Origin of the sequence: Marinobacter litoralis (genome assembly GCF_016427555.1) — a bacterium.
In the GTDB taxonomy this organism is placed as follows: domain Bacteria; phylum Pseudomonadota; class Gammaproteobacteria; order Pseudomonadales; family Oleiphilaceae; genus Marinobacter; species Marinobacter litoralis_A.
The window spans coordinates 22985-45726 of sequence record NZ_JAELVS010000005.1 but is presented as its reverse complement, the minus strand read 5'-3'; the positions used below and the strand labels follow the sequence as shown (position 1 = coordinate 45726).

Here is a 22742-nt window from a genome sequence, read left to right as displayed (position 1 = left end):
AGGTTGGGGTGCAACAAGTCAGCTGTTGGTGTGTGCCTCCCTATAGTTTGGGGAGGTGATCGTCTGTGAGCTTGCTTTCGGTGCGGCAGACTGGCGCACCAACGTTGATTTTCGGCCGCGGAGCAGAAGCGCTGCGATGGCTGGCAGCAACAGGATGGCTCCGAGTAGGTTCACTAGAAACATGAACGCAAGCAGAATGCCCATATCCGCCTGGAACTTCAGATCCGAGAAGTACCAAGTGGCCACTGATACCGTCATGGTCAAAGCGGTGAAGGCCGATGCGGTGCCTCGTTGTTTCAGGGCTTCATAGAATGCCTTCTGAACGCTGGCGCCTTGATCCAATTCGTGTTTCATCCGTTCAAACAAGTAAATGCCATAGTCGATGCCGCTACCGACACCGAGTGCAATCACGGGAAGCGTATTGACCTTCAGGCCAATGCCCAACAAAGACATGAACGCGTTGCAGAGCAGGGTGACCAGGGCGAGGGGAAGGATGATGCACAGACTGATCTTCAGGCTACGGAACATGGCCAGACACAACAAGGTGACCGAAACGAATAATGCCGCGTTTACCCAGGGGTTGGCTGCTGTGACGGCTTCGTTGGTTGCTGCCATTACGCCAACATTGCCCGCTGCTAGACGGTAGGTAAGCTGATCGTTGTCATAGGTTGTTTTGAATGTTTTAACCGCAGCTACGATGTCGGAAATGGTGTCGGCCTTGTGATCGCTGAGGAAAACCGACATTGCCATGGCATCGCAATCGGCGTTCATCATTGTGCTACCGCTGCGTGTTGCAAAGGCAACGCCCTGAGCCACTTGGGCCTTGTTGCCGGGCACTACATGCCATTTCGGACTGGTTTCCGCGTAATTCTGGGTCACGCCTTTTACAAAACCAGGCAGCGCATTAACCGACGCGACTCCCGGCTGCTGACGAAGAAATAGCTCAAACTCTTCCAGTTGCTGCATTATGCTGGGCTGGACGCAGGGCATGTTGCCACCCTCGACTTCAACGATAACCTGAAGAACATCAATACCGACCGAGTATTGGGAGACAACGGCTCTCACATCTTGGTTGTAACGAGCGTTGTCACGCAATTCCGGTACACCGTCACTCAGATCGCCGACGTGCATCTTATCGGCCTGGTAGGCACCAAATACCGTCAGTGCAATGGCACAGGTAATAGGTACGTAGGCCTTGGGGGTGGTGGCAAGCACACTCAACTTTTCCCAAAACCAGAAATGGGAGCCTTTGCTGGTAAGCCGTTCGAGTGCGTGTTCATCCATTTTTGTCATCGACAGCATGGGCGGCAGCATCAGTGCATTTGTCAGAATCATGACGCCGACACCCAGAGTGGCCGTGAGTGCCAGTTCATGAACCATTTCAATGTCGACAAAAGCGATCACGAGAAAGCCAAGAACGTTGGCCGTTAGTGCCACGACACTTGGCACTAGCAAGTCACTGAGACTGTCTTCAGCGGCGTGCCGTATATTGGCACCATTGAGCACGTCGAGCTTCCATGCGTTGCACATTTGTACTGCATGAGAGACCGCGATTGCGAAAATGAGGAAAGGTACCAAGATTGACATGGGGTCCAGCGTTAGGCCCAGAATTGGCAGAAGGCCGAGTAGCCACACAACCGGTACGGCCGCTGTAATCAGTGTCAGGGTTGTGAGTCGCTTCGAGCGGGTATACCAGAATAGCATCACGGCAATGATCAGCACGGCAACAGCGAAGAATACAAGAACGCCTCGCGCGCCGTTGGCGATATCACCGATGGCCTTGGAAAATCCGATGATATTGACCGTAATGTCATCTGTTTCCAGCTCTGAGCGGATTTCTTCGAGGGCGTTACCGATCGCTTGCAGGTCGATTTGTTCGTTCGTTTCAGGGTTGATCTCTTGGAGGGTAGCCACAACCATTGCTGATTGAAGGTCATTGGATACAATGCGACCGACCCAATTCGATTTAAGGGTCCTTTCGCGAATGTCCCGCAGTTCCTGTTCGGTGCCGGAGTAATCGGCTTCGATCAGGTTGCCGCCTGTAAATCCTTCTTCGACGACCTCAGAGTACCGGGCATTGGGGGTGAAAAGCGAGGTGACAGAGCTGCGCTCTACGCCGGTCAGGTAAAACACCTCCTCAGTTGCTTGTTTTAGGGACGCCAGAAACTCTTTATCGAACACCGTGCCATTTTCATTGCGCAATGACACCATGATCCGGTTTGCGCCAACGAATTCGCCTCGGTAGTCCAGAAAGGTTGTCATGTATTCGTGGCTGAGCGGGATCATTTTCATGAAACCAGCTTCAACGCGCAGTTTGCTGGCAGAGTAGCCCAGAATGAGGGTGATCAAAACCATAATCGTGAGCAGCAGGCGGCAATGGCGCAATACGGCCTGAGCAAATATTCGCGTGAAAGTATGTGGATTCTTGGTGGTCTTCATTACGTTACTCCTCCCGTGCCTGCCACAGGCGAACGCCTGCTGTACTGCCGATCAGCCACTTTCCATTAAGTCGGGTGGCGGCGGTAATATCACCGGGCACACCACTGCGTTGAGCCGGTTCAAAACTTCGACCGTCGTTTTTGCTGATCAGCACTTGCCCGCCATTACCAAACAAATAGAGTTGGTTTTGCGGTCCTATTCCGTGGGCATTGAAAGCAACTTGGGTATCGGTTGAGCTGCGTTTCCAGGTTAGGCCTTGATCTTCACTGCGCCAGACCTGGCCTCGCATGCCGTAGAGAAGCAACGCTCCGTCTGGAGTTGCTGTGCCACCGAAAAACGAGCCAGCATATGGCGATTGTCGTTGGGTCCAGTTGACGCCTGCGTCGTTGCTGGTGAAAAAAGACCCGCTTTCACCTATGAGCAGCCAGTCGTTGCCAGCTTTTACGATGGCGTAGAGATGGCGATCGAAATAATCTTCGGATATGGAAACCGGTTGCCAGCTAAGCCCTCCGTCGCTTGAACCCATGGCCAGACCAAAAGCCCCGATAGCGAGAAATCGGTTGCCACCAAGGTGCGCGACATCCATGAAAGGGTCGCCGCGTGTATGGGCTTGAACGTCAATCGACGTCCATGTGTGGCCTCCATTGGTCGTGGACAGAATGACGCCACCTTGACCTACCGCAACACCGTGCCCGTTGAGGCCGAATGCCAATCCTATGAGGGATTGCGGCTCTGGTAGACGCTGACTTTGCCATTGATCAGGGTGGGAACGAGTGCTGGAAAGCAGGACTCCTCGTTCGCCGACTGCAAAATAGCGATCGCCCATGGTAGCAACCTCGAAAATGGCTAGGTGACGAGGAGAAATGTCAAACTCAAGCCGAGGTGCCTCTGCCCGAACCACCGGCGCTGCAGCGCCCAAGGCGAGAGCGAGCAGGCTCGCGCCGAATCTGTAATTGAACATGATAGGAATATCCTGTTTGAGGCTGGGATAGACGGCAACGAATGTTGCCGCCAGTTGTTGTTATCGTCCCCGTCGGCGCAGCGCGTCTGGCTGGAATTCAATGTACCGGCCTTCGATTCCGAATTTCCAAGGTTCATCTACTTCGTTAGCGAGGTTGGAGACGAGGTAAGAGCCATTGTTCAAGTCGTGGAACAAGTTGAACCGATACCAGGGTACCTGGGCGTCGTAGAACTGAATCAGGCCGTGCAGGCTGACGCGCCATAGGTCACCGCGAGTGTCGTACGCGTCTTCCATCAGGACGCTCCAAGAATCCTCATCCAGGTAGAAGGTCCGTTTGCCGTAGATATGGCTGCTGTCTTCCCGGAGCGTTGCTTCAACTACCCACACTCTGTGGAGTTCGTAGCGCATGAGCTCAGACTTGATGGTGTTGCTCTCAAGAATTTCATCGTATGTCAGAGACTTGTCGCTCAGCTTATAGGTGTTGTAGGGAACATAAATTTCCTTTTTGCCTTTCAGTTCCCACTTGTAGCGATCCGGAGCGCCGTTATATGCATCAAACTGATCGGTGGTGCGAAGACCTTCCGTGCCATCGTTGGCATTGTCGTACGCTAGATCTGGGGCACGGCGTACCCGTCGTTGACCGACGTTATAGATCCAGGCTGAACGAGGTTCCTTGACTTGGTCGATGGGCTCATGAACCAATTGAATGGTGCCCTCGAGCGTCGGCGGATTGGTGAACTCGGCCATGTAGTTCAACAAGCGGTTTTCCGATGGGCGGTCCATGTTTTCGTCGAATACGCGCTTCTCGTGGAAGCCGACTTTGTAATAGTCACCGTTTCCGCGAACAGGGAACCAATGGTATTCCCGGTCGACACCGCCACCAACGTAACGGACGTTGTGGTTCCAGATGGCCTGTAATCCGTTCTCCGGAATCGGAAACGGCACATTAGAGCCGTTTAGGTTTTTGATACCGACACTCTGAAGTTCGACCGCACCCGCATGTTTCTTGATATTGGCGTAAACGTCCTCGGGCAGCGCGGCGGTGCGACGAGTCTGGTAAATAGGCATGTTGAAGTTGTCGTACTTCTGGATCAGTGCGATTTGGCCTTCGCTCAGCTTGTCACGGTACTGCTCTACGTTGTCTCGGTTGATGGTGAACTTAACCTGATCTTCAGGAAAGGGGTCGGTGTATCCTTGCTCTGGAGACCACCCGTCAGGTGGCGAGGTCAAGCCACCAGTCCAAGCAGGAATGGTGCCATCCGCGTTCGCATCGGGGTTAGCGCCAACGGGTGTCAGTTCGGTGCCAAGTTTAGCTATTTGCTCTTCAGAGAGTGCGGCAGTTGCGGGGCTGGTCATGACGATGCTGGTCGAAACCATGATCGCTTGGAACAGTGCATTTCGAGCAATATTCATTGTATTTTCCTCAGTTTTTTGTTTTAGAACGTGTAGCTATAGTTGACGGAACCGTAGTCGCGGTCTCGGTGGTCGTTGTAGTCGGCGGAATCAGCGAAGTGCACCAGACTCAAGCCGAATTTATGTCGTTTCAGGTAGGTGAAATCAGCGCCCGCCGCGACAGAGATGCGGCCTTCCTGGAACTGACTGTCGAGCGAGGTACCTTTGACGTCATGACCGACGAATAGGGAGGGCTGAACCAACATGCCGAGGCCGAATGGATTTTGGTAATCCAGCGAGCCGCGAACGCGGTATCCCCACGAAAAGTCCGTGACGTAGCCGTCGTTTTTGCAGCCTTGGGGTGATGTGTTTACACCGATATCGCAAGGGTTAGCGCCATTGGCAAGATCTTCATGCTTGCCAAAACCAAAGGTGAAGCCACGTCCGTATCGTCGTTCGGTGGAGGACTCAGGAATATCTCCGCTGTATTGGAAACCGACCTCCGCAATCAACAAGGCGGTTTGGGCGCCCAATACGTTGGACCAGAGATTCAACCCGTTGATCTGGAATTGGGTCTTGTCGAAACGGTCATAGCCTCTGACATTGGCGTTCGCTCCGGCGGTCTGGAAGGTTTGGCCCATTGGGCCCGCCCCAGTAGCCGCCCCCACGACAAGGTCTGCACCGTTAATGATGACCGGAAAGTTGTTGGTATGAGTGAGTTCAGCACCGACCGACCAGCTTGCTATGTTAGTAGCGGCACTGATGCCGTAGAGCTGAATGTCCTCAGGATAGACCCAGGCGACATCCGCGGGAGTCTGGCCAAATTGTTCATCCAGTTTTAAAGGAAGTTGTGTCGCAACCCCTGTCCCAAACCCACTGCCAGTGTTCACATTGAGCATAGGAAGTTTCGAATGGTAGTTGATGGCGTACAGGCCGAACTCGGTTTCAATGGCGTCGACAGGGAAGCGAAGTGCAATACCGAATTGGCCCTGATCATCGGTGTCATTGCGATCAGCCTGCGGATAGTAAGTGCCGTTTTTTAGGTCTTCAGGGCTGGATCCAGGCCCCACCCCAACCGCTGAAATGCAGCCGCCAACGTTGGGTGATATCGTGTTTTCGGTGACTGCCCAATAGTGACCACAACCTTCAATCGGCGAGTTTTGCCATTCAAACTGGTAGTAGGCTTCAACCGATACACCACCACCTAACCCCAAGTTTGCGTACAGCATGTTGCTAGGCAGAAGTACTTCTCTAAGCTCTGTCCCCGGTCGGCGGAATGCAGGTACATCGATCGGGTTGATCCCTTGATTCACGCCCGAGATAAAAAGGCTTTCGCCCCAGTTGACCACTTGCCGACCCAGGCGGATCTGAAGTGGTCGATAGTCGATGTCCCAAGTGTTGTAAATGAAGGCATCCATAAGTTGGATGCCGGAGTACTTCAGCAAGTTGTCATAGCCTCGGTCAGAAAGGGGCTCGTTCTTTCGGTAGTCGTTGGCTTGGTTACCGAATCTGACATCTTTGTCCTCAAGGGCCTGGTCATACCAGCCCTTCACACGGATCAAAGCGCCCATGTAGTCTTTTTCGAGGGAAAGTTCCGTCAGAAACTTTGCAACCGTTGAAAAACGGTCACCTTTGTCATAGTTGAGGTTGCCACCGTCAGATTTACCGCCGGTTCCTGGTTCCTCGCCGACAACGGCGGCGTTCGCCGAGGAGTAAAGACTCGGATCTGGGTTCTGAAGTCGCCAGCTTGCGCCGAGTGACACAGTCGTGTTCAACGCGCCATCCCATTCTCCGGCATCGAACGTAAATGCACTGGTTGCGCTTGAAAAGCCTGACACCACCGTTGCAAGTGTGACGCCCAAAGAAAGCTTGTTTAACAAAAAACGTCGGTTTTTATTCATAGCGATTTGATCTCCAATGCACGACCATCAAGGCACCGTGCGAATCTTGTTATTGTCTTAACGAACGATACGTAGTATTCCGAACTAGTTAGTTCGAATGTTTGATTTGAAATGACAGGTTTTTAGCCTTTGACGACAGAGGTGGCATGCAAATTCTTCCCAAACGAGCCACAATAAAAAGTCGGTAGCATGAAAAGAGCCTGTGGCCAGGGGCTTCATTCTCGATTCTGTAATTCAGAAAAGAATAAAAAAGCGGGAGTTGAATAGTGAACTCAATGCTGCGCGCCCGAGCAATGACGGGCATGCCTGAAACGATTAGAGAGCTGGGCGGAGACCCGAAAGCGTTTATGGATGTTTTCAATCTGAAAGAGGATATGATTCTTAATCCGAAACAGATGATCCCTTATCTGACACTCATTCAAATGCTGGAGAGGGCAGCAGAAGAGTTCGATTGTCCGGATTTCGGTATTAGGGTGGGGCTCAAGCAAGGGATGAGTGTTCTGGGTCCAATTTCTGTTATTGCGCAGAATTCGTCGACTGTCGAAAACGCACTGCATCATATTGCCAAATACATCAGCTATCACAGCCCAGCGATTAGTTTGACGCTTGACCCGCCAACAAAGGAAAGGTATCGCGGGCTCCACTTCGATATCACGATTACCCAGGGGCAATCACGAGCCCAAACGCTCGAGATGAGCCTTCTTCTTGCGGTCCAGGTTATTCGCATATTGATCGGCGATGACGCTCCGGAATTGCATGTTCACTTCCGGCACGCAAGAGTCAGTGACGCCGCCAGATATCGCTCCGCATTTAAGTCGACCGTTACGTTTGAAGCCTCGGAGAATGTCGTTTTTATTCCATCTGACGCGGTAATGAGGGAGATTCAGGCAAGTGATCGTGCTCTCAAAGAGGCCATGGAAGAATACGTGGGCCAGCATATCGACACTGCGGTTCACTCTTTGAAAGAAAACGTTCGATCGCTTGTGATTTCCCTCTTGCCGTTGGAGCGCCGATGCACCATTTCGCTCATTGCCAGACACCTAACAATGAGCGAACGAACCTTGCAGCGGCGATTGAAGAAAGAGAATATCGTGTTTGAGGAGTTGGTGGATGAGGTGCGTTGTGAGCTGGCCAAAGAGTATTTAAAGGATCCGCGAATGACCATCTGTCAGGTTGCAGGTTTAATTGGATACGGCCAGCAGAGTTCATTTAACCGAGCGTGTATGCGGTGGTTTGGTCAATCGCCAAAGCTCTTGCGGGAAGAGCTGGTTACCTGATAGCGCGGTGGTCGAGATGTAAGTGCAAATGGTGCGTTTTACAAAAAGTTTGTCGTGAAAAGAGAAAATGCCGTGCTGTGATTTGGGTCACTATGTTGAGACAGGTAAAAACAAACACAAGAGGAGAACTCCATGTTTCCTGTTTCTGTTCAACAAGACACCGACCTACTGACACTGAATGTAAAAGATACTCCGGTATACAAAGATATTCTTGTTCCCGGTGTTGATGTACAGCCTCTATTTTTGGATCCCAACAACGGCGTTTGGGGGTTGCGAGTCTTTTTTGCGCCGGGCGTAAAGCTTCCTACACACTACCACACCGGTACCGTCCATCTATGGACTCTGTCAGGTAGTTGGAACTATGTGGAGCACCCTGACCAGCCGCAAACGGCAGGCAGCTATTTGTTCGAGCCAGGCGGTAGCGTTCACACGTTCTCTGTGCCAGAAGACAATACGGAAGTGACCGAAACCATCATGATCGTGCATGGCGCAAACATCAATTTTGATGAAAATGGCCAGTATCACAGCACGATGGATGCCAGCTCCATTCTTGCGATGATTGAAGAAGCCGTTCGGGAGCGGGGATTGGATCCGGCTGTGTATATCAAAGCGCCTTTCCCTAAGTCTGCAGCGAACACAGACCTTTAATCCCATCTGTAATGGGGAGCTTTGTCTCCCCCATAGAATTTAAACCAACCAGCCGATCTCCAGTGCTCGTGGCTTACGTGATGTCATCCAAATGTCCGTGCCGGCCGAGCGAGCCTGACGCGTGGGATTGGTCGGTCGTTCACTCGGGAGTTGATAAGATGAACAACCAACCCTGGCTTCAGCACTATCCTGTGAATATCCCTCAGTCGATCAATCCGGATCAATTCAATTCTGTGACTGAGCTGTTTGATACGGCGGTTAGAAAATTCGGTGATCAAAACGCGCTAGAGTGTTTCGGCTTGACGCTGAGCTACCGAGAACTCGACCTTATGTCGGATGCTGTTGCTGTGAGTCTTCAGCGTGATTTTGGTTTAGTAAAGGGTGATCGTGTCGGAGTTATGCTTCCGAACATTCCAGCCTACCCCATAGTGATGTTGGGCATCCTCAAGGCTGGAGGGATACAAGTAAACATCAACCCTTTGTATACCCCGCGAGAGCTTTCCCACCAGTTGAATGATTCCGGTGCAGAGTTGATCTTCGTGTACAACGGATCCACGCCGGCACTTGCTGAAGTGAAGCACGAAGTTTCAATTCACCATGCCATTTGCGTGGCAACGGGTGATGGTATGTCGGGTGGCTTGCCGTCTCCGACCGTCAGTGATGGCCTGGGTGCCAAGTCTGAACTGTTCGCGATACTCAGAAAGTACTCGGGGCAAAAGCCTAAAAGCGTTGAAATTGGCGGCGAAGATGTGTTGTTTCTTCAGTACACCGGGGGAACGACTGGGCCATCCAAAGGAGCGACGTTGACGCACAGGAATTTGATTGCAAACACGCTTCAATTTAAGGCGTTCGTGCCGGATGCGAATGCACCCGGTGAAGAGGTGGTGGTCCTTGCTCTGCCTATGTATCACATTTTTGGCCTGATGATTTATGTCGCCTATGCGGCCATTGGCGCTAAGGCCATTCTTATTCCCAATCCGCGTGATATGGATGCGTTCATTGGTGCGATAAAGAATGCGAAGTTTAGTGTGATGGGGGGGGTAAATACACTGTTTGCAGGTATGACTGCGCATCCGGATTTCGAAAAGATCGATTTTTCAGCGCTGAAGGTTTCGTTTGGAGGCGGATCCAAGATATTTGGCAGCACATCTGAACGTTGGAAAGCAGCTACCGGTTCTCACATTCTTGAGGGGTTTGGGCTATCTGAAACCAGTCCGATTCTTACCCTGAATTTGATGGGGCGTGAGCATTTTAGCGGCACCATTGGGTTTCCTGTGCCATCCACTGATGTAAAAGTTTTGGGTCCTGACGACGACGTGATGCCTGTCGGTGAGCCGGGTGAACTGTGCGCTAAAGGGCCTCAGGTGATGCGAGGTTATTGGAAACGCCCAGAGGCAACATCTGAAGCGTTTACCAGCGACGGTTATTTCCGGACGGGTGATGTGGCCATTATGCACGGTGATGGCCAGTTTGAGATCGTCGATCGCAAGAAAGATATGTTAATCGTGTCGGGATTCAACGTGTATCCCAACGAAGTTGAGAGCGTTGTGTGTGAGATGGAAAGCGTTGCCGAGGCTGCATGTGTTGGCGCCGCGGACGACAAAACCGGTGAGAAGGTTAAGTTGTTTGTCTCTCCATCGGGTAAGGGAGATATCGATATCGACGCGATTGTTGCGCACTGTCGCTTAAATTTAGCGGCTTACAAGGTTCCCAGAGACGTCGTGATACTGGATGAGCTACCCAAATCTAATGTCGGCAAGATCCTGCGGAAAGATCTTCGCTAGCATTTACCTCTCAGATATTTGGAGTATTTATCATGATTGATTCAACAATACCGATGGGTACCGGTGGGCAGAAGCCTTCTCTGCCAGACCGTGTGTTTATTACCGGGGCGTCAGGTTTCATCGGAAGGAAGCTATATGAGCGATACCAGGCGCTAGGGTGCGACGTCTGTGGTATGGACATACATCCGGACGAATCCAGAAACGTGATCGCGGGAGATCTGACGAAACCGAGTGTGTGGAAAGAACATGCGGCTGGTTGTGACCTTTTTATCAACACCGCGTCCTTGGTCTCTTTGGCTGGTGAATGGAGTGCGTATAAAGCGGTTTCTCTGGCAGGCGTCCGCCATGCACTTGATGTCGCGATCGCGGCTGGAGCTAAACGGTTTGTACACTATTCGTCCATCGCGGCGATGGGATGGGACTACGAACCGGGCGCAGATGAAAGGTCTCCGGTTGCGATTGGCGAAGACTATCGTTATGGCGTTGCGAAAGGCGCATCTGAGCATACAGTTTTGGCGGCCCACGCGGCTGGTGAGATTGATTGCACCATTATCCGTCCGGGCGACGTTTATGGTCCGGGCTCAAGGCCCTGGCTACTCGAACCTTTGAAGTTGGCGCGTAGTGGAAAGCTGATTCTGCCGAACCGTGGGCAGGGTATTTTTACGCCCGTATACATTGACGATCTGGTCGATGGGACCATTCTTGCTGCAGGCCTGGAAAGTGGTAGCGGCCGGATTTTCATCCTCTGGGGCAACGAGGAAATCAGTTGCAGGGATTTCTTCTCCAATCATTGGCGCTGGGCGGCAAATAAAGGACGCCCGCCAAGTTTGCCTTTGGCCGCAGCGCTGAAACTCACACGCGGTATTTGGTGGATGAATCGAGCAATGAAACGAGCCGATGAGACCACGCCTGACATTATGTTGATGTTCGCACGCAAAGGCGGTTATTCCATTGAAAACGCAAGAAAACATCTTGGCTGGGAGCCGAAAGTGAAGCTTGAGGATGGCCTTAAGAACTCAGAGGAATGGCTCAGAGAAATTGGCGAAATCCAATAACAGGTGGGCTGAGATCTGTTCGACCAGAATAAGAGGAGTTTACGAAATGCGCGGAGCCGTTGTTGAAAATAGTACTCTGAGCGTTATTGATCTACCGGAACCCAAGCCTCAAGAAAATGAATTGCTTGTTAAGTCATTGGTTTGTGGCATTTGTGGAACTGACCTTCACTGCCTTCACCATTCTCATGAACTGGCTGAAAGCTCCCGTGAGATTGTGGGCAGCCCATTGGTCGATACCAATAGGCCTATCCTTCTCGGGCATGAATTTGTTGGTGAGGTTCTTGATAGTAAAGCACCAGATTCACCGTTCCGAGAAGGTGATCGAGTGGTCGCTCTTCCGTTTGTCATGCGCGAGGAAGGAATGGGTTTCATTGGGTCGGGTGCGCCTGAGCTCCCCGGTGGTTTCTCTGAGCGTCTGCTGATCGACAGCCGATTAACAATGAAAGTCCCTAACGGTTTAGATTCAGACGTTGCGTCGCTAACCGAGCCTATGGCCATTGCTTATCATGCCGTCCGTAGAGGCGAGCCGACCCAGAATCATGTTCCGCTCATTATAGGCTGTGGCCCGATTGGCCTGGCAATTATCGCTGTGTTGAAAATGATGAATATTGGGCCGATTGTGGCTTCAGATTTTTCAAAGGTACGCCGGGACCTGGCACTGGAAATGGGGGCTGATGTTGTCGTCAATCCAGCGGAAAACAGCCCGTATAACAGTTGGAAAGATGCGGCGAAGACGGAAGAGCCGGAGCAGGCGGGGCCAAGTTCACCGTTGTTCGGAGGCGCGGATCTTAAGCCGTCCCTGATCTTTGAGTGTGTGGGCGTTCCCGGCCTGATCCAGAACGTGTGCGCGGGCGCTCCTTATGGTGCCCGAGTCGTGGTTGTCGGCCTTTGCATGGAAAAAGATGCGATGGTACCAGCGTTTCCGATTCTGAAAGAGTTGGATCTACGGTTCGCGAGCTTTTATAGCCCGGAGGAATTCGGCGAGACACTGCACTACCTTGCTGAGGGCGCCCTTCAGGCGTCTGCTCTGATCTCCGATAAGGTCGGCTTGAATGACATTGGTGCGGCCTTTGAGAGACTTGGCAAGCCTGATAGAGACGTTAAGATTTTGGTTAGCCCAGATGTTTAGGCTATCTCTGTCTGTGGCGCCAAAAGACAATGAATCGTCGGCTCAGGCCAATCTAGGATCGGGGCGATTCAGTAAGATTTGATGGTGTGTTCGTTGATGTGTTTTTGCCGCTGCCCCAAAGCGGCTTTTTTTTGCTTTTTGTTTCGCGACAAACAGTGATCGTTAAATACAAGCGTTTTGTCACTGTCGTAAATCAAAGAATCAACGCAGTTTCGTTTCTCTGAGTTTCAAGACGAATTCCGGCGGCTCAAAAGTATCCGGTTGCGCACCGTTCCAATATTTATCGAACACCTTTAATCCGGTTTCACCCTCAAGCAGTATGCCCGGCTCGAGAAAATGGTATAGGTCGAGATAGCTCTGCACCTTGGTTTTCGACGCGCGTCGAACAATGTGCTCCGGCCCAAGTTCGGAGGGGTGGTTCAGGCCAGAGGCTTCCAGTAGATTCTGGAGAGCATCGAGCGTTTTGGCGTGGTAGTTATACACCCGCTCGCTTTTCAGCGGCACGTCCAGTTTGTTGCCCCGGCGCGGATCTTGGGTGGCAACACCAGAGGGGCACCGGCCTGTATGGCAATTCAGAGCCTGAATACAGCCCAACGCGAACATATAACCCCGCGCAGCGTTGCACCAGTCCGCACCCATGGCCAGCGTTCGGGCAATATCGAAGGCGGAGGTGATCTTGCCAGCTGCTCCCAAGGCGATGTCTTCACGCAGGTTGGCACCAACCAGGGTATTGTGTACCAGCAGCAGCGCTTCGTTCAGCGGCATACCAAGGCGATTGATGAACTCCAGTGGAGCCGCCCCTGTGCCGCCTTCTCCGCCATCGACAACGATGAAATCCGGTTTTTTGCCGGTTTTCATGATGGCTTTCACGATCGCGAACCACTCCCAGGGGTGCCCGATGGCGAGTTTGAAGCCAACAGGTTTGCCACCGGAAAGTTCCCGCAGTTGCTCGATAAACTCAAGCAGTTCAATAGGGCTTGAAAACGCCGAGTGGCTAGAGGGAGAAACGCAATCTTCGCCCATGGGCACTCCGCGAGCCTCTGCGATTTCTGCGGTGACTTTCTCGGCGGGCAGAATGCCTCCGTGGCCGGGTTTGGCCCCCTGAGATAGTTTGATCTCTATCATTTTTACCTGGTCCAGACGGGCATTTTCCTGGAACCGCTCCGGGCTGAAGGTGCCGTCGGGATGGCGGCAGCCGAAGTAGCCTGAACCAATCTCCCAGACCAGATCTCCACCCGGTTCTCTGTGATAGCGAGAGATAGAGCCTTCTCCGGTGTCATGGTAGAAGCCGCCTTTCCTGGATCCGGCGTTCAGACTCAGGATGGCGTTCGCTGACAGCGAGCCAAAGCTCATGGCAGAAATGTTAAAAACGCTGGCACTGTAGGGCTTTGCGCAACGTTTACCGATCACTACCCGAAAGTCGTTGGAAGGCAGTGTGGTAGGCGTGAGGGAATGGTTCATCCACTCAAACCCTTCCTCGTACATTGATAATTGTGAGCCAAACGGGCGCTTGTCGAGCACGCCTTTGGCGCGCTGATAAACAATGGCGCGCTGCTCTCGCGAGAACGGCCGTTCTTCGGTATCCGATTGAATAAAGTACTGGCGAATCTCCGGCCCTATGGACTCAAGCAGATATCGAAAGTTGGCCATGATCGGATAGTTGCGACTAACCGTATGTTTTCGTTGCAGGAGATCGCGGGTTCCCAGAACCGTTAGCGCGGCAAAAATGAGTGGAAAGATGTATCCCGATCCGGCCCCCAGTGAGAGCGGAAGTGAAATGAGCAGCCCCGCTATGCTGAGCGCGTAGGCGGAATAGCGAAAAGGGAAGGTGGTGGTTTTAACCATGAATACCTCGAATGGCCCTGAAGGGTGAATACCCTCAGTATATGCCAGACGGTTCAAGGCATAGCAAGCTGCTGAAAAGAATTGAAAAAAGCCTTCGCTCTTTTTTACGTGGTCTATAATTCGGTAAAAGGACGCGACACAAGGCGCACTTTGATGTTTTGAGGTCAAAGTAATAGGATAACGCGCTTGTAATCTTTTAGAGCGGCTGGGAATGGCCTCTCATCATCCATCTTTCAGACATCACACCAAAACCAGGAGGCTCCACGTGGGCGAGGTAGTGAAAGACGAATATCAAACGGACTACGTTGCAGGCCAGGATAATATCAATCCGTTTGGCCTGGATCTGCATAACTGGGTGTTCCCGGTTACCGCAGTGGTTGTAGTGGCGTTTGTCATAGGGACTCTCATGTTTCCGGCAATGGCCAAGGAAACACTTGATGGAGCAAAGTGGGGAATCATCGCCAGTTTTGACTGGTTCTTCTTGCTAAGCGCCAATGCCTTTGTGATCGTGAGCCTTGCGCTGATCTTCATGCCCGTGGGAAAGATTCGTCTTGGAGGGCAAGATGCCAAGCCGGAATTCACTCGGATATCGTGGTTTGCCATGTTGTTCGCAGCCGGCATGGGTATTGGGCTTATGTTCTGGGCCGTTGCTGAACCGGTGGCGTATTACACCGGGTGGTATGAAACCCCGTTTAATGTTGAGGCGAACACCGAAGCGGCTCGTGATCTGGCCATGGGATCAACCATGTACCATTGGGGCCTGCACCCTTGGGCCATCTATGCGATCGTCGCTCTGTCGTTGGCCTTCTTCGCGTTTAACAAGAACATGCCGCTGACCATTCGCTCTGCGTTTTTCCCGCTTCTGAAAGATCGGGTGTGGGGATGGCCGGGGCATATTATTGATGTGCTGGCGGTTGTGGCGACTATTTTTGGTTTGGCGACTTCTTTGGGTTTTGGTGCGCAGCAGGCTGCTTCAGGCTTGAACTACCTGTTTGATGTGGGTGCGGGTACCAACGTTCAGATGGCCATCATTGTGGGTGTAACCGCTCTGGCATTGATGTCGGTTCTGCGTGGTCTGGATGGTGGTGTGAAGGTGTTAAGTAACATCAACATGCTCACGGCGGGTGTGTTGCTGTTCTTTATCCTCTTCGCTGGCCCGACCATGACCATTCTGGAAACCATCTGGATTACGTCTACTTCTTATGTGACCAACGTGGTGCCTCTGAGCAACCCGTTTGGCCGTGAAGATTCCGCCTGGATGCAGGGTTGGACTGTGTTCTACTGGGCATGGTGGATTTCCTGGTCGCCGTTCGTCGGTATGTTTATCGCGCGTGTGTCCAAAGGGCGTACGGTGCGCGAATTTGTCACAGCGGTCCTGATTATCCCAACGGTAATTACAACCATCTGGATGAGTGGCTTTGGCGGTACTGCGCTGGAGCAGATTCAGAATGGTGTGGGTGTGCTTGCAGAAAAAGGTCTGACGGAGGTGTCGCTGGCGACCTTCCAGATGTTTGAAGGCTTGCCGCTGACCGGCATTATCTCCTTCGTGGGTATCATTCTGGTTCTGGTGTTTTTTGTCACCTCATCGGATTCGGGTTCGCTGGTTATCGACAGCATCACTGCTGGTGGTAAAACTGATGCTCCGACTGCTCAACGAGTGTTCTGGGTGGTTATGGAGGGTGCCATTGCGGCGGCGTTGATCTTCGGCGGCGGCGATGATGCGCTCGGGGCTATCCAAGCGGTGGCGATCAGTGCTGGCTTGCCGTTCACCGCAATTTTGCTGATCATGACGTGGGGCTTGCTCAAGGGTCTTTCTCAAGAGCGGAAACTGCTGCTTCAGCGGGGCGAACTGCTCTGATCGATTGAGTAAACCATAAAAAAACCGGCGCCAATTTTGGTTCCGGTTTTTTTATGTCTGAACGAACGTTTATTGCATTCGGCTGAAGCTTTTCATCGCAAACTGAGCACGTTCGCGCGGGCTGAAATGAGGGCGCTTTAAGCCCTCGATCGCTTTCAGGCGCGGCATCAAACCGCAGCCGTTGGCCATCTGAATTGCTAAGCCGGGGCGGGCGTTCAGCTCCAGTAGCAAGGGCCCCTGGTGCGCATCCACAACCAGGTCCACGCCCATATAGCCCAAGCCCGTTGCTTCATAGCAACGAGAGGCCATTTCCAGCATGTTCTCCCAAGATTCAATCTGAATGTTCTCTAGAGCCAACCCGGTATCCGGGTGAAGGGTGATGGGGCGGTTAAACTGAACGGCATTCAGGCTTCGGCCGGTGCCGAGATCCAGGCCGACACCGACGGCGCCTTGATGCAGGTTCGCTTTGCCGTCCGAGGCTTTGGTGGCCAATCTCAGCATGGCCATGATGGGATAGCCCTGAAACACGATGATGCGAATGTCTGGCACGCCCTGGAAGGAGTATTTGGCAAGACCGGGTGAGGACTCTACCAGGTCTTCCACGATCGCTACATCCGGTGTGCCGGCCAGAGAGTAAAGCCCGGCCAAAATATTGGTCAGATGCCGCTCTAGCATGGCAACGGGGATTCGGGCGCCAGACGCCTTGATGAAGTCGTCACCATCACGACCGGTGATTACAGTGATGCCCTTTCCGCCGGAGCCTTTGGCGGGCTTGATGGCAAACCCGGAGAGGTCCTCGGCCATTTCACGGAAGTGGGAAATCTCGTGTTGCTGGCGTACAACCTGAAGAAGTTGTGGGGTTTTAACGTCGTATTCGCCCACGGCCAGCTTGGTTTTCAGCTTGTTATCCACCAGAGGGTACGACGAGCGGTCATTGTACCGGGCAATGTAATCCACATTGCGCCGGTTCATGTTCAGCATCCCGATTCGATTCAGCCTGCGTGGGGAGATCCAATCCATATCAGTCGTAGGCCTTCATCGGGTTGAATCGACGAAGTTCGCTGAGTTTGTAGCCGGTGTACTGGCCCATCAGCAAAATCAGTCCCAGAATGACCAAGTGCAATTCCGGGAAGTTGAAGGTCAAGTGACCCGCCAGCGGCAGGCTCATGACCAGGTAGGCGCAGATGGCCACAAACAAGCTGCCCGCACCTTGCACCGCGACTTCCCGGGGGCCTTCTTCCTCCCAGAGAATCGACATGCGCTCAATAGTCCAGGCAATGATGACGGTGGGGAAGAAGGTTACGGTCATGCCGGTGTTAAAGCCCATCTGGTAGCCGACGATGCTCAAGCCTGCGGTAATGAAGATCACCAGTATGATCAGCGCCGAGATTCGGGAAACCAGCAACAGGTTAAGGCTGGAGAGGTAGCCCCGAAGCAGCAGCCCGATCGCCACAACTGACAGAAAGGCAATCAACCCCGGTACCAGCGTGGTTTGAACAAAGGCCACGGCAATCAATACCGGCATAAAGGTGCCCGATGTGCGAACACCAATGACCATGCGCATGAATGCGACCATCAAGGCGCCAATGGGCAGCAACAACAGCATTCTGAACATGCTTTGTTCTTCAATCGGCAGCTGGTAAAAACTGAGGGCACTCAAGCCGTTAGAGGCCGCTTCCCGTGCTGCTAGCTGCAATGCAGGGATGGTTTGGCGGAGCATGGAAAAGCTGACTTGGGAGTTGTCGCCGCCCACAACGTCGAGCAGGGATTCCGAACCTTGACGCCACAGCAAAAGATGCTCCGGTACGCCTTGCTCCGCCGTGCGCGGATCAAACGTCAGCCAGCGTTCACCGTTATAAATCTGAATGAAGGGCACAAGGTGCTGACGCCTGCGCGCATCCTCGAGCTTGAGGGCGTCCGCCGTACGAGCGGCGATGCCGGCGTGATTCAGCATCCTGACCAGAATCTGCAGGTAATTTTCATCAGACACCAGCATGGTGGAATTCTGGGTGCGGTTGTCTGGCTGCATGAGGGTGATCAGCTCCCGGGTCAGGCTTTCGGGAGAGCTGGAGCGTTCTGTGGCTTGGTTAAGCAGTTCTCTTACAGCGGTGGCCTGTGGCTCTTCCCAAAAGACGGTTTGGGGCTGGGGTGGGCGTTTGGGTGGCTGCTGGACAACGGTTTCGTCGGGCACGAACTGTGTTTTGAAGTAAAGGGTTTGCGGGCCCGTAACTTCCCGCTTGGTCCACTCAGCGCGCCGGCTGCCGTTGTTCTCCAAAATCGAGAAGCCGTATCCGGGCGAAGCCGCCTGTTCGGTCAAAATACGAAAGCCGGGGGGCTGTTGCGGCACATGCAAGTTTACTTGCGCCGATTCGCCGTACCCTTGAAAATCCACTCGTGCTTCAACCATCCACACCGGTTGCTGCTCGCCGGTCATCCATGGGATACCCATTTCGAAATGTCGCCAGGTGGCAACGGAAAGTCCTGCGGTAATGAGCAGGAACACCGCCACGTAAAATGGAATGCGGGACCTCACGGTCATGCGTCATCTCCCGTCTGGGTTTTATTTCGGTAACTTTTGGGAAGTTCGGTGGCGAATTCTTTACCCACATCGATCAGCATGACATCGCGTAATACGTTGCGGCCAATCAGGACTTCATAGGTGAGGTTGGTGCGATCGGCAAGCGTGAATTCGGCAACCTGTTCATGATCGCCAATGGCAAACTGAAGCTCTACGACCACTCGGCGTTCCGCCTCATCCGCGGCGGACTGGATGATTTTGACGCGACGAGAGATTTCTTTTTCGAGGGTAACCCATTGTTCACCGGAGCTGCCGGGAACCGGGACGTCAAACCGCACCCAGTTGCTACCATCACGCTCGAAGCGTTTTACATTACGGGTATGTATCGAAGAGGTTTCTGCACCGCTGTCAATGCGTGCGGTGTATACCGTTTCGGCGTCTGCGAGGTAAAGTTTTTCAACTTCACCGACAACAACCTTGCCCCTCAGGCGGTCGGCCCGGCCTGTGTCTTTAGGGACAGGGGGGCAGCTTCGTTGAACTACCGGTGGGCAGGTCGGTTTTTCTACCTGGGTGGCGATGGCGTCCAGAATCGTTTGTGTGGATTGTTTTTGGTGGCCGAGTAGCTGTTCCTGACGCACACCGGCATTGTTCTCCATCGTTATCATCGTCGCTCGCTGTTTGTTCAGCGATGCGCGTATGTCATCGACCCCTTCCTTTGGGACCATGAAATATTGGTCCGCAGTACATCCGGACAAGACCAAAAGTAATGCTGTGATGCCGAAAGCAACTAGTGGTCGAGGTTTGAAGAACCTGTCACCCATGAATTTCCCCTGAAGTGGCTGCTCAATTGCTCGGCCGTGGAGTTTGTGCCGATGAGCCTTCATTGTGTTGTCGGTTAGGGAGATGAGTATACTACAAGCTGCATATTCAGCGCCTTTACAGATGGTTAAGACGCGGACTTATTTGCCAAAAAATGGACCCGTTCCGAGGGTGGTTTCCGATCGAAGGTATTCCTGAATCACGGGCGAGCAGTTGAGGTAGAACAGAAGCAGTTCACGCTGGATGTCCTGGTCCTGAATGCGGGAGGCATAGCTGATGACAGCTTTCAGTGTCTCGTCGTCGGCGGCAGGATTGTCTGGCGCCTCGAACGTTTGATCGTAACGATCATGCAACAGCTGGTTTAGCCGTTCAAGGTGAAACTCGCCGGTATGGGTGATGTGGGGCAGCATCTTGGCGCCGCTGCGCCGTCCTGGTGTTTGGTATTGTGCCCAGCTGGCTTCTTCTGCAGCGGCATCTGTTTGCAGAAGTTCGGATTCCAGTTTTCTCCAGAGTTCTTTCAGCATGCTCCAGTCCTGCAGGTGAGCATTTGGTTGGCGTGCCATAAAAATTAATCGCAGTTTTATTCTTTTTAGATGAATTTACTCCGTGCGTCTAGAGCGATGTCGGTCAATTACGTTAAATGCCAAACAGTCGAGCCCGTTGTTGAGGTGCTTTTCCAATTTCCCCCCAAAATCAGATCTCTGGGTTAGACTGTCAGGCTTGGGCTATTGATCAAAGCCCTGCTTCATCTGTTGAATGTTCAGGAGTTACCGTAAGTGGTAGAGGAATTCGCTCAATTCAGTTCAGCTAACCCGGAATTGGTACTCGGGGGCAGTGCGTTTTTGCTGGTCGTTTGCTTGGGACTACTAGGCTTGTTAGTTCAAAGAACGTCCCGTTTAAATGCCGTCCACCAATCGGGCGCATTGCATGAGCAGGAAATCCGGTATCTGGAAAAAACGCTGGCAGAGAAACAGGACCGCGTGGAGAAACTGGAGCATGCTGTAGAGAGCTGGCGGAATCAGGTTGCTGTTCTGCAGGCCGATCTGCGTGAGCAGCAGGTAGCGTTGGATAAAGAGCGCCGCGCCGCCAGAGAAAAACTGGAATTGCTGGAAAAGAATCGGGACAGCTTAAAGCAGGAGTTTGAGAATCTGGCCAATCGTATCTTCGACCAGAAGAGCGAACGCTTTAGTCAGCAATCGAAAACCAATTTGGACGCTTTGCTGACTCCGTTTCGAGACCAGCTACAGGATTTTCGCAAGCGGGTAGAAGACGTGTACACCACAGAAACCCGTGATCGTCAGGCTCTGCGCAGTGAAATTAATTCGCTGCAGGATTTGAACCGGCAGATCACCGAAGAAGCCGCTAATCTTACGAAAGCCCTGAAGGGCGATAAAAAGGTGCAGGGTAACTGGGGCGAATTGATTCTGGAGCGTGTGCTTGAGCGTTCCGGTTTGCGCAAAGGTATTGAATACGAAACCCAGGGCAGCTACCGCGACAGCGACAACCAGCTGTTGCGCCCGGATGTCATCGTTCACCTGCCTGACCAACGTAATTTGGTGGTGGATTCGAAAGTGTCACTGGTGGCCTATCAGCAATGGGTGATCGCTGAGAATGACGAGGCCAGGGAGCAGGCCTTGAAGCAACACGTAGATGCGGTGCGAAACCACATACGCACGCTGAGCGAGAAGGATTACAGCCAGCTCAACGGACTGCATTCGCCCGACTTTGTGCTCTTGTTTATGCCCATTGAGCCTGCGTTCGTGGCAGCTTTTCAGCAGGATGATAACTTGTTCGCTGAAGCGTTCGAAAGAAAGATTATTGTGGTAACACCGACCACTTTGTTAGCAACTTTGCGCACGATCGAGAATGTCTGGCGTTATGAACGGCAGAGTCAAAATGCCCGCCGGATTGCCGAGCGTGCCGGAGCTGTGTACGACAAGTTGCGTGTCTTTGTGGAAGCCATGGAGCGCCTTGGAAGCCAGCTGCATACCGCGCAGGGTACGTACGATAATGCGATGAATACCCTGACCCGGGGCCGTGGTAACCTTATCTCTCAAGCTAACCGGTTTGTGGAGCTGGGTGTTCGGGTGAAAAAGGAACTGCCGAAAAGCATTGTCGAGCAGGCAGAGGTGGATGCTGACGATGTTGAAAATGCAGACGAGCCCGAGTCGCGCCGTGAAGCAGAGCCGGCGGGCATTATGTCAGATGGCACCAATATTCATCAGGAGTAGCAGTATGTTGTTAACTCGCAAACGGCGTATGCCCGCGCCCCTTTCATGGTTGGCCGGATTGGTGTTGTCGTGCTCGTTGGTTGGTGTTGGTCATGCTCAGTCGCTGGAGCCGGAGCATGAAATTCGCCGTCTTATGCTGGCCACCGAAGAAGCTGTGAGCGCGGAACGTTGGAGTGAAGCCGGCGAGTACCTGAATCGCCTTCAGGTAATGAAAGGCGAGAAACCCGCGGAGTACCTGTATTACCGTGGCCGGGCCATGTTACAAGCCAAGCATTTTAACGAAGCGCGATCAGCCCTTGAAGGGTATGTGAGTCGCGTGGGTGCAGACGGCAAGCATTATCAGCAGTCACTGAAGCTGATTACCGATATCGAAAAGCAAAGCAAAGCGAATGCCCGGGCATTGGTAGAGGGCAACGTGGTGGTTAAAGAGCCCGTGGCGGTGATCGAGCCCGCAGGTGAAGAAGGATTGGCAAGCCTGCGTAAATTGTATCTCGCGAAAACCGACCGGGAGGCGTTGACGATCCACTTGAATGCTTTGCTGGACGCGAACGGTTGGCGGAAAGACAAAACCGTTGTGCGCCTGGATCGGCCAGCGGATATTCAGTATCGGGTGACGATAAACGACAGCGAGCTGACCGTTCAGCAAGTGCGACGGGAGATCGACGGTACACTGGTTCGGAAAACAAGTCCGCTTCCGGTTTATGGTGTAAACCCTCAGCCTCGCTGGGATTGCGAGGCGGTTGTAGGTGCCTGCTGGATCTACGACCCTAGGGATGGTTCGAGATTGTTCCAGCTTGCCCACAATCCGGCGAAGGTGAGCGAAATCGCCCGAACCTTGGGGCGCCTCATCCGTAACCTTCAGCAAGGCAGTGCCGGCAATTGAGT

At 52.9% G+C, this 22742-nt stretch carries 17 protein-coding genes; 8 read left to right on the top strand and 9 right to left on the bottom strand.

Features of this window, described 5'->3' with window-relative positions:
• Nucleotides 1-18: 18 nt before the first annotated feature.
• The 4 genes from JAO79_RS13250 to JAO79_RS13235 are packed head-to-tail and all read right to left on the bottom strand — an operon-like array spanning nucleotide 19 to nucleotide 6693.
• Complete coding sequence (locus JAO79_RS13250) at nucleotides 19-2439, bottom strand: efflux RND transporter permease subunit (protein ID WP_199007737.1); 2421 nt, start codon at nucleotides 2437-2439, stop codon at nucleotides 19-21.
• Between the two features lie 4 nt (nucleotides 2440-2443).
• Complete coding sequence (locus JAO79_RS13245) at nucleotides 2444-3400, bottom strand: YCF48-related protein (RefSeq protein ID WP_199007736.1); 957 nt, start codon at nucleotides 3398-3400, stop codon at nucleotides 2444-2446.
• A 60-nt stretch (nucleotides 3401-3460) separates the two neighbouring features.
• Entirely contained in the window at nucleotides 3461-4813 is a 1353-nt protein-coding gene (locus JAO79_RS13240) for a DUF1329 domain-containing protein (protein ID WP_199007735.1), read from the bottom strand.
• 23 nt (nucleotides 4814-4836) lie between these two features.
• Nucleotides 4837-6693, bottom strand: coding sequence for a DUF1302 domain-containing protein (locus JAO79_RS13235; RefSeq protein WP_199007734.1), 1857 nt, complete (start codon nucleotides 6691-6693; stop codon nucleotides 4837-4839).
• Between the two features lie 275 nt (nucleotides 6694-6968).
• Between JAO79_RS13235 and JAO79_RS13230 the strand changes: the two genes are divergently transcribed.
• From JAO79_RS13230 to JAO79_RS13210, 5 genes are all read left to right on the top strand, one after another.
• Complete coding sequence (locus JAO79_RS13230; RefSeq protein WP_227664649.1) at nucleotides 6969-7970, top strand: AraC family transcriptional regulator; 1002 nt, start codon at nucleotides 6969-6971, stop codon at nucleotides 7968-7970.
• Between the two features lie 132 nt (nucleotides 7971-8102).
• Nucleotides 8103-8618, top strand: a complete 516-nt coding sequence (locus JAO79_RS13225) for a 2,4'-dihydroxyacetophenone dioxygenase family protein (RefSeq protein WP_199007732.1) — start codon at nucleotides 8103-8105, stop codon at nucleotides 8616-8618.
• A gap of 158 nt (nucleotides 8619-8776) precedes the next feature.
• On the top strand, nucleotides 8777-10402 hold the full coding sequence (locus JAO79_RS13220; RefSeq protein WP_199007731.1) for an AMP-binding protein: 1626 nt from the start codon (nucleotides 8777-8779) through the stop codon (nucleotides 10400-10402).
• Nucleotides 10403-10434: 32 nt separating this feature from the next.
• Entirely contained in the window at nucleotides 10435-11457 is a 1023-nt protein-coding gene (locus JAO79_RS13215) for an NAD-dependent epimerase/dehydratase family protein (protein WP_199007730.1), read from the top strand.
• A 46-nt stretch (nucleotides 11458-11503) separates the two neighbouring features.
• Nucleotides 11504-12586 (top strand): zinc-binding dehydrogenase, encoded by a 1083-nt coding sequence (locus tag JAO79_RS13210; protein ID WP_199007729.1) that lies wholly within the window; start codon nucleotides 11504-11506, stop codon nucleotides 12584-12586.
• 201 nt (nucleotides 12587-12787) lie between these two features.
• On the opposite strand, the gene JAO79_RS13205 is transcribed toward JAO79_RS13210, so the two are convergent.
• On the bottom strand, nucleotides 12788-14431 hold the full coding sequence (locus JAO79_RS13205; RefSeq protein ID WP_199007728.1) for an FMN-binding glutamate synthase family protein: 1644 nt from the start codon (nucleotides 14429-14431) through the stop codon (nucleotides 12788-12790).
• Nucleotides 14432-14696: 265 nt separating this feature from the next.
• On the opposite strand from JAO79_RS13205, the gene JAO79_RS13200 reads away from it, so the two are divergent.
• Nucleotides 14697-16289: a BCCT family transporter gene (locus JAO79_RS13200; RefSeq protein WP_199007727.1), complete on the top strand. Its 1593-nt coding sequence runs from the start codon at nucleotides 14697-14699 to the stop codon at nucleotides 16287-16289.
• Between the two features lie 69 nt (nucleotides 16290-16358).
• On the opposite strand, the gene JAO79_RS13195 is transcribed toward JAO79_RS13200, so the two are convergent.
• The 4 genes from JAO79_RS13195 to JAO79_RS13180 all read right to left on the bottom strand — a co-directional run bounded on the left by JAO79_RS13195 (nucleotide 16359) and on the right by JAO79_RS13180 (nucleotide 20189).
• On the bottom strand, nucleotides 16359-17309 hold the full coding sequence (locus JAO79_RS13195) for an alpha-L-glutamate ligase-like protein (protein WP_199007726.1): 951 nt from the start codon (nucleotides 17307-17309) through the stop codon (nucleotides 16359-16361).
• A gap of 1 nt (nucleotide 17310) precedes the next feature.
• Nucleotides 17311-18828 carry an inactive transglutaminase family protein gene (locus tag JAO79_RS13190; protein WP_199007725.1) on the bottom strand — a complete coding sequence of 506 codons (1518 nt, stop codon included), beginning with the start codon at nucleotides 18826-18828 and terminating at the stop codon, nucleotides 17311-17313.
• Entirely contained in the window at nucleotides 18825-19532 is a 708-nt protein-coding gene (locus JAO79_RS13185) for an ATP-dependent zinc protease (protein WP_227664633.1), read from the bottom strand. Before JAO79_RS13185 ends, JAO79_RS13190 begins: the two co-directional genes overlap by 4 nt.
• 234 nt (nucleotides 19533-19766) lie before the next feature.
• Nucleotides 19767-20189, bottom strand: coding sequence for a hypothetical protein (locus tag JAO79_RS13180; RefSeq protein ID WP_227664631.1), 423 nt, complete (start codon nucleotides 20187-20189; stop codon nucleotides 19767-19769).
• A 213-nt stretch (nucleotides 20190-20402) separates the two neighbouring features.
• Between JAO79_RS13180 and rmuC the strand changes: the two genes are divergently transcribed.
• Nucleotides 20403-21857 carry a DNA recombination protein RmuC gene (gene rmuC, locus JAO79_RS13175; protein ID WP_320158965.1) on the top strand — a complete coding sequence of 485 codons (1455 nt, stop codon included), beginning with the start codon at nucleotides 20403-20405 and terminating at the stop codon, nucleotides 21855-21857.
• Nucleotides 21858-21861: 4 nt separating this feature from the next.
• A complete protein-coding gene (locus JAO79_RS13170; RefSeq protein WP_199007723.1) occupies nucleotides 21862-22740 on the top strand; it encodes a hypothetical protein in 879 nt (292 codons plus the stop codon).
• Nucleotides 22741-22742: the final 2 nt, after the last annotated feature.